The organism is Nesiotobacter zosterae, assembly GCF_033843645.1.
GTDB lineage: Bacteria > Pseudomonadota > Alphaproteobacteria > Rhizobiales > Stappiaceae > Pseudovibrio > Pseudovibrio zosterae.
Genome location: NZ_JAWXVZ010000016.1, coordinates 63,965 through 71,678, shown reverse-complemented (window position 1 = coordinate 71,678; position 7,714 = coordinate 63,965). Strand labels below are relative to the sequence as shown.

5 protein-coding genes are annotated in these 7,714 nt (G+C 58.8%); 2 read left to right on the top strand and 3 right to left on the bottom strand.

Annotated elements, in window-relative coordinates; genetic code table 11:
- Nucleotides 1-501: 501 nt before the first annotated feature.
- The gene (locus Q3Y58_RS18500; RefSeq protein WP_319623291.1) at nt 502-684 is read left to right on the top strand and encodes a hypothetical protein; all 183 of its coding nucleotides are present in this window, start codon (nt 502-504) and stop codon (nt 682-684) included.
- Nucleotides 685-1,009: 325 nt separating this feature from the next.
- On the opposite strand, the gene Q3Y58_RS18495 is transcribed toward Q3Y58_RS18500, so the two are convergent.
- Nucleotides 1,010-1,357 (bottom strand): hypothetical protein, encoded by a 348-nt coding sequence (locus tag Q3Y58_RS18495; protein ID WP_319623290.1) that lies wholly within the window; start codon nt 1,355-1,357, stop codon nt 1,010-1,012.
- A gap of 1,061 nt (nt 1,358-2,418) precedes the next feature.
- On the opposite strand from Q3Y58_RS18495, the gene Q3Y58_RS18490 reads away from it, so the two are divergent.
- Nucleotides 2,419-3,510, top strand: coding sequence for an FUSC family protein (locus Q3Y58_RS18490; RefSeq protein WP_319623289.1), 1,092 nt, complete (start codon nt 2,419-2,421; stop codon nt 3,508-3,510).
- 12 nt (nt 3,511-3,522) lie between these two features.
- Here Q3Y58_RS18490 and Q3Y58_RS18485 read toward each other — a convergent pair whose 3' ends face one another.
- Nucleotides 3,523-6,750: a 2Fe-2S iron-sulfur cluster-binding protein gene (locus Q3Y58_RS18485; protein ID WP_319623288.1), complete on the bottom strand. Its 3,228-nt coding sequence runs from the start codon at nt 6,748-6,750 to the stop codon at nt 3,523-3,525.
- Between the two features lie 267 nt (nt 6,751-7,017).
- Nucleotides 7,018-7,626, bottom strand: a complete 609-nt coding sequence (locus tag Q3Y58_RS18480) for a TetR/AcrR family transcriptional regulator (RefSeq protein WP_319623287.1) — start codon at nt 7,624-7,626, stop codon at nt 7,018-7,020.
- Nucleotides 7,627-7,714 lie beyond the last annotated feature (88 nt).

Sequence of the window (7,714 nt, the reverse complement as noted above, 5' to 3'; positions counted from 1 at the left end):
GGGTTATAGGCCCAGCCACCGATCCCGTCAACAGCCGTTTTGAAAAAAAGTCATCACAGCCGGGAAAAACCTCAAGTCCCCACAGCACCTCAGCAAATCACCCAGCCGGCAAACCACCGCACCTCACCCCGCAAACCGCAGAAATCCGCCCCTTTTGCAGCCAAATTAACAAAGCCCTAATTTCAACAGCACACGGGATAAACACCCAAGCCCACAAGGCCAACACTCAAATCGCCGTCCCCCCCCCTGTCATGCCGGAGAAGGCGAGCACAGCGAGCCGCAGATCTGGTATCCAGCGCAAAAAACAAAAACCACCCTCTCCTGCCGATCAGCACATCTGGATCCCGGGTCAAGGCCGGGATGACAGCCGGGAGATGGGGCGGCAGAGGTGGGGTGACCAACGGAGTGTCAGGCAGAAGTAGGGTGACCGCGACGACCTACGTTAGAGACTATGTGAAGTCGCGGGGAGGTCCGCTCAAAGGTGGCGAGTAGGCGAAGGCCATGACAAACAGGTATCCGATCACCCCCACCACCGTCATGCCGGACAAGACGAGCGGAGCGAGGCGCCGATCCGGTATCCAGCGCAAAACCAACAAGCAGCTGCGGAGCGGAGAAACGAAGGCCGCTGGCTATGGCGACGTGGCCCCAACGGCATTTCTAACCATTCGGTTCGCGACTAGCTGACGCGCGGTACGCAAACCGCTCGGCGCTGGCCCGGACAAGAGTAAAGTCAGCAAACGCTCAACCAGCCAGCGCTAAGCCTCCAACCAACCACCGCCCCCTCCTGCCTAACCGCACATCTGGATCCCGGGTCAAGCCCGGGATGACAGGCAAGAGAGTAAGGCGCAGGTGGAAGGACCGCCGTGAGGGTGAGGCGAAGGGAGCAGAGTAAGGCCCCCGACGTGCTAACGAAGAATGCCCCCAGCACTTGAACAAAGCGTTATTTAAAACATCCGCACATGACATCCAACAGGCCACTCCGTGGGGTGTGCGGGCACTAAGCCTGCAGTCAGCCAAGCAGCGGGCCCGCGTTTAAGCAGTCGGCGCACGATGTAACAAGGCGGGCCGCAAGCGTGAGGACAGTAGTCAACAGGGCGGTTGAGCGAAGGGCGTCAAAGCGGCTGCGCAGAGGACCACAAGGCGTCTCAATGGAAAACCGCGGCCCAAGAACCCACCCTACCACCGTCATGCCGGACAAGGTGAGCGCAGCAAGCCGCAGATCCGGTATCCAGCCCAAAACAAAAAGCAACTGCGGTACCGGGATGACCAACGAGAGACGGGGCGGAGGCGGACGCAGAATAGGAAGAGGCAGTGCTGACCAAGAGGAGTGGCTTCCAAGATCTGAACGGAGCGTCATTTAAAACATCCGCACATGACAGCCGCCGCGTGATCAGGGACGACGGGCAAGCAGAAGGAAAGCACGCAATCCGCGGGCGGAAGATCAGCACGCAAACCGCCTCCGCGAGGCCGGGCAAATGACAAACCAGCAAGCGTAATGCCTCTAACCAACAACCGCCCCCTCCTGCCGAACCGCACAACTGGATCCCGGGTCAAGCCCGGGATGACAGCCGAAAGATGGGGCGGTGGCGGGAGGATGACAGCTAATAGATGAAGCGGACGAAGGACCATCGGAATAGTGATGCGGAGCGAGCCAACTCACAACCGTCATGCCGGACAGGGCGAGCGCAGCGAGACACAGATCCGGTATCCAGCGCAAAAAGAACGAACCTGCGGTGCCGGGATGACAAACGAGAGACGGGGCGGAGGCGGAAGCAGAATAGGAAGAGGCAAAGCTGACCAAGAGCAGTGGCTCCCATGAGCTGAACAGAGCGTCATTTAAAAAAATCGCACATGACATCCAATAGGCCACTCAGTAGAGCGGACAGGCAAAACATCCCAAACGGTGCAAGTCCGGACAAGAGTAAAGTCAGCAAACGCTCCTGAATACACTGGCTAACCACCGCCCGCGCCTAGCGAGCCGCTCAACTGGATCCCGGGTCAAGCCCGGGATGACAACCGAGAAAGGCGGCGGAACAAGCAAAGCCCGGGATGACGATGTGATCACGGGCCTTACAGAGACGGCAAAGGGTGCAGATTGAGCAAAAGCCCCGCTAAACAAGCGGAGCGGACGAGCTGTAAGCTTGCGGTGAGCCAGGCATAGGCCAGCAAGTGAAATGGGTCGGGCGGCGCTCCGATATCACTCGGGGTTGCCCCCCTGAAAGGTGGGCGGTTAGCCACCATTCCTCAGGTGGGCGAAGGCAGGACAGGCAGGTCTGCTCTGCGGTTTTAGAGATTCAAAAACCAAGCGCCTCCATCTATGAATAGATGCCCCTGAGAAAGGGGTGAGCTTGAAAACCGCCAACATAAATCACGGGCCAACCTCCACCAAACCGTGCCCGGCAGCCAAACGGCCCCCATATGATCGCCGAACAGCCAAAACAAAACTGGATCATTCGCCATCGCAGCCAGCTTTTTCTGGCAGCGCGCCTTCTCATGTCTGTGGTTGCAACCTACGTGGTGACGCGGCTGATCGGCATCCCCCAGCCGCAATGGGCGGTTCTCACGGCGCTGATCGTAACGCAAGGCAGCGTGGGCGGCTCCATCAAAGCCTCCGGTGATCGGTTTATCGGCACTGTAGCCGGCGCAATCTGGGGCGGAGCCATTGGCGCGTTTGTGCCGCACACGGATGCCATTGGCCTCGGTGAGGCGTTGGTGATGGCGATCGGCCCGCTTGCCTTTCTCACTGCCATGCGTCCCGGCCTGAGGGTTGCACCGATCACAGCAATCATTGTGTTGATGGCCCCAACCGGAACAACGGTAGACCCGGTTGAATCTGCCGCAATTCGCTTGTTCGAAATCGGCATAGGCTGCCTCGTCGGCCTCATCACCTCGTTGATTGTGCTGCCCGTGCGCTCCCGCCAGCAGATGGGCAATGCCACCAACAATGCCTTGCAGCTGATGGGAGAACTCATGTCCATTTACGTGGCATCCTGTCTTGGCACCCGCAGCGCCAGCCAGAGTGAGCCGTTGGAAGCCGCGCTGCAACAGCACCTTGACAAGTTCACCGGCATTGCAGCAGAAGCCATGCAAGAGCGCAAACTTTACCGCGCCATCGATTACGATCCGGCACCAGTGTTTCGAACCATCATGCGACTGCGCCACGATCTGGTGATCATTCAGCAAGCCACCCACGAGCCACTGCCCACATCCATCGCCATGCGGCTAGGCCCTGCGCTAAACCGGATTGCGGCGGTCACGGAGGAATTCTTCCACGAAAGCGGGCTCGCCATAGAAGGGAACGCCCCAGCCCCAAGCATCACCCCAGTGGAACTGGCCATAGACAATTTCAACGAAGCCTTTGATGACCTGCGCAATGAAGGTGGCACCCGCACCTTCCCGAGCGCCACCGTGAAACGGCTGTTCTCTCTTGGCCACGGCTTTGAACAGTTGCTGCGCCATTGCACAGATTTCAATGAACGCACCAAAGAGTGGGTCGCCCGCTGCCACTAGGAACTGGCAGCGCTACAGCTCCAGCTCCAAGACGCCGTTTTCTGCCGCCGCGCGCGAGCAGCACAACACCACCTTGCCCTCACGCTCCTTCTGGCTGAGCACAAAGTCACGGTGCTCCACCTCCCCTTTCGAATAGGTGGCGGCGCAAACACCACAGATCCCATCGGAACACTTGGTGGGAATGGCGATGCCGTTTTCGTTCAACACGTCGGCTGCGGACCGATCTGCTGGTACTTCAAATTGCTGCCCACTGTTCTTGAGGCGAATGAGGAAGGGATGGTTTTCGTAGGCCCCTTGATCCGGCACGGAAAAATATTCCCGGTGCACAGCCTCATCCGGCCAGTTCCAACGCGCCGCAGCTTCCAGAACCGAGGCCATGTAGGCGTCTGGCCCGCAGGTGTAAAGATGCGCCCCATCCTGATAGCAATTGATGAGGGCATCAAGATCGGCCCGTGTGCCTTCTGCAGACACATGCAGACTGACGCTTTCAGCCCACGGCACCTTCTGAAGCTCCTCAATGAAACCAGCCCCTGTGCGCGTCCGCATGGAATAGTGCAACTCGAAGGACTTGCCCAACGCATGCAGCCGATGCGCCATGGCGATCATGGGCGTCACCCCAATGCCGCCGCCGAAAAGCAAGGTGAGGCTGGCCTCTTCATGCAAGGGAAAATGATTGATGGGCTTGGATATGAAAACCTTTCGGCCTGGGCTGAAGATGCGGTGCATGAGCTTTGACCCGCCGCGCCCCTTGTCCTCTCTCAGAACACCAATGACATATTTGCTTCTATCGGCCGGGTCTCCTGCCAGACTGTACTGACGCAAAAACTCCGGGGCGACCACCACATCAATATGCGCGCCCGCATCGAACGGCGGCAGCGGCTGGCCATCTGCGTGGGACAGCTCATAGCGCACCACATCATCGACCATGAACTCCACATTGGACACCGTAACCGCCAGCACCGGCGCTGCGCTGCCAGAGACCTGGTAGGTGGGTGCGAGGTTCTGGGTCTCGCCGCGGGCAAGACGGGCCTTGTATTCCTTGGCGGAAATCATCTCCTGATAAGCCTTGATGCCCGCTTCTCGGTCCATCATGAACGGGAACGGCCACGGGTGCGGCGCAAGGTTTGCGGGATAGACAGCGAGGGTTTGGTCTTCGTAGCGCAAGTTCAGTTCTGTTTGCAGGCCGCGTGCATTTGTCTGCGCCGCCTGTACATAGTTGCCCTCAGGCCCGCAGACCAAATCCCACCACCATTTCTTGACGGGATTGATGGACCCATTGCCAAGCCAGTCATCCACCTTGGACAGAAGCCTGGCAGCGGAAGGGACATTCATGGCGGTCCAGCGGAACGGGCTCTCCGAAAAGATGCCCTCAAGGTTCCACGGGCAGGTCTTCATGCAACGTCCACACAACGACCCCGCGGGCTGGGACACTCGGTAACGAGCGCATTTTTCCGAGTCCGACTTCCAGATCTCATAGCCATTGAACATGCGTTTCGGCCCAGCGGTGATGGCCCCCGAAGGGCACTCACGGGCGCATTTGTTGCAGTTCTCGCAAAATGTCTGCAGGCCAAAATCAATGGGCTTGTCATAGGTGAAAGGCATGTCTGTGGTGACAACGCCGGACTTGAGACGCGGCCCCAGATATGGGTTCAGGATCACCTCGCCAATGCGGCTCACCTCCCCAAGACCGGAGAGCAGCAGAAGCGGCGGCTGCAGCACCTCCCCATCCACCACGGAGTGACAGCGGGCAGAATAGCCCATGCGGCGGATTTGTTCCGCAACGATGCCGCCAATGATGGAAGTGCGCAGATACGCCCGCATGGACTGGGCACCGGAAATCCAGTCATCCCCGGAAGCGCCCTCCATGGTTTCATGCCCCTGATCCACCAGAATGGAAATGGCGTTCTTGTGGTACGGCGTGATCTCCTCACCACGGGCATCATGTGAGTAGTATGCATAATCCGGACACCGGGACAGCCCCACTGCATCCGCCCCGAGGAAGTACAGCGCGGCCTTCACGTTGGCCGCGTTTCGGTCCCAATCCCGCGCGGTCTCGGCGATTTCAGGGGCGGTTTCTCCATCCTGCAGCAGAATGAGCGCGCCGAGAGCACGGCGGGCACAGTAACCCATCGGGTTCTTGGAAAGATAACCGCCGTTCTTCGCAGCTTCCTGCATGGGTTTGCCCATGTCACCAAACAGGGCACGGGCAAACATGTCGGTGCGTTTGGGAACGCGGGGGACACGCGGTTCATCAATGAAGGTGGTGGGCTCATCCCGTCGTTTGATCTTTTCAAACGGATAAGCGCCCATGTGGTACTGGCGCTTCTCATAGGGCTTTGCATTAAAGGCGGACTTGTAAGTGCCCATGCCAAGCTGCCACGCCGGACCGTGAGAGCTCCATTGATCTAACAGTGAACGGGGGGCAAGCGGACGGTCAGGCGCAAGGGCAAGAGTGGTGGTGATGGCAGCCAAGGTGAAGCCAGAGCCCACATAGGGGTTGGAGAGCAGGCTGCGGACGCCGCCGGGCACCACTTCTGCCAGCCCGCAGGAAACAGCAAGGCGGTTCAGGTCCACGTCCGAGCTGGTGGGGGTGTGGGCGCGGGCCTCAAAGCCCAGTAGCCGGATGTAGCTTGCAAGCACAACAGCGGTTTCGGCCACACGAATGGCACTGCGCTGCGCCGTTGCCCCGGCAATCCATTCGCCGCCCGGTTCAGTGAGCTCTGGCTCCCGTGGATGCTCCATCAAAAACACGAGGGCATACTCATGATGCGGCACAGGACCGGGCACGGCAGCAGCGCTGTCGCGCACATCTGCCATCACCACATCAATGCCGGAAGCAAGCGACTTGGGCTGAAAGCTCTGCAGGTCTTTGGAAAGCTTATCAAGGTCAGGGTTGCGCAGAGGCTTACTCAAAAAGTGCTCCTGCGAGAGCCGCGCCACACCCACCATGGAGGCATCGAAGTAGTACCCAGCCGCCTTGAGGTGGTTGGCCCTCTCCTGCGGGTCCGACGGGATTTCGGAGATGACCCCATTGTGCGACCCGTCGCGAATGGCATCCAGCACAGCGCTGAACGAGGCCATGGCGTTGGACAAGATCTCCGGGTTTTCAGGATCGGAATAGACAAGGGGCGTCATGGGCGGCACGCGATCGAGATTCACCTGCCCCTCAGCCCGCTTCAGCCGTTCCAATGGATACGGCCCCAGATGCACCGGTCTGTTCCGATACGAAAATAATCTCATGTCCTGCCCCGCCCGGATTGCCTTGCTCGCCGATTCTGCGTCGGTCTTTTCTACAAGGCGGTCATTCACTTAAAATATCAGGGATATGACGATGGCGGCACAATGCCACCTCTGTCAACGCAGTACGTGAAATTTTATCTTCATTTATCCGATGAGAAGATCACAATATTGCGCAGGGTCACGCTAAACCGCTCCCTACAAAGGCCATGATCCTGACCGAACGGGTAGAGACTTGTCCGGCCAAGCACCTGTGATGCCCATGGAGGGTCAAGCCGTCTGCAAAGCACCGCTGACAACGCCGCGCATGACAAGCCCTTGGTGAACGGCGATGATCTGTTCAATAGAGAGGCGACCATCCGGCCGGTACCAAAAACAAACGCCTGTCAGCATGGCAAGAATGGCATAGGTCGCCACTTCAAGATCGGTTTCCGGGAAGTCTCCCGCCTTCACGCCCTCTTCCAGAATGCGCCAAAGGTTCAGCTCATAGGCACGGCGTTTGGCAACAACATCGGCCCGCGCCGCCTCCCCGAGCGAGCGCAGCTCCATATTGGCGATGAACACATCCTCCCGCCGTTCCACATGATAGCGAATGTGAAAGGCCACAAACGCCTCGAGCTGCTCATCCGGGGTTTCGCCCTTGTCCTCCAACGCCTCCCACGCACAGATCAGCGCATCCATGTGTGTGCTCATAAGGGCGGCAAGAAGCGCATCCTTGCTGTCAATGTAGCGATAGATGGAGGCTGGCTGAACGCCCACTTCCGCTGCGAGCTGGCGCAGGGTCATGGCTTCAAACCCATGCTTGACGATGAGGGTTTTGGCCGCATCCAGGATTGCTTTTTGTGTTGTTGCTCCAACAGAGCCCTTTGTGCGTGCCACGCTGATGCCTTCTCGTTGCCGCCTACGTGTTTTCGTCTAATGTGTGATTGAATAATACCAAGGCAGCTGTTATTAATCAAACGTACGT

Excerpts from the sequence above, each read along its gene's own strand:
- Q3Y58_RS18500 (WP_319623291.1), top strand. The coding sequence starts at position 502 with ATGACAAACAGGTATCCGATCACCCCCACCACCGTCATGCCGGACAAG.
- Q3Y58_RS18495 (WP_319623290.1), bottom strand. The coding sequence starts at position 1,357 with ATGACGCTCCGTTCAGATCTTGGAAGCCACTCCTCTTGGTCAGCACTG.
- Q3Y58_RS18490 (WP_319623289.1), top strand. The coding sequence starts at position 2,419 with ATGATCGCCGAACAGCCAAAACAAAACTGGATCATTCGCCATCGCAGC.
- Q3Y58_RS18485 (WP_319623288.1), bottom strand. The coding sequence starts at position 6,750 with ATGAGATTATTTTCGTATCGGAACAGACCGGTGCATCTGGGGCCGTAT.